This window comes from Kistimonas ophiarachnellae (genome assembly GCF_057552235.1).
Genome location: NZ_BAAJPA010000092.1, coordinates 1 through 291, shown reverse-complemented (window position 1 = coordinate 291; position 291 = coordinate 1). Strand labels below are relative to the sequence as shown.

Below are 291 nucleotides of genomic sequence, written 5' to 3'. Positions count from 1 at the left end.
TCATTGATGCCCGCTGTGATTGTGTCGCTTCCAGCGCCACCGATGATGCGGTTGAAACCATTTCCGACAGTAATGGTGTCATTACCACCGGTATCATCACTTTCGTCAGTGCTCTTGAGGGTGATCAAGTGACCTTCGGTGAATTCAGCGGAACCGTTATCACCGATAATGATATCTGCCCCGTTCCCGACAAGAATCTGGTCGCCAGCATAACCACCAATTACCAGATTATTGCCTTCACCTGCGGTGATCTGGTCCGCGCCGCCCTGCTCATGATCCAGGGATTTGGCG

1 protein-coding gene is annotated in these 291 nt (G+C 52.2%); it reads right to left on the bottom strand.

The features are described from left to right. On the bottom strand, positions 1-291 hold a 291-nt coding region (locus AC27K1_RS21780; RefSeq protein ID WP_487152894.1), incomplete at both ends, for a hypothetical protein.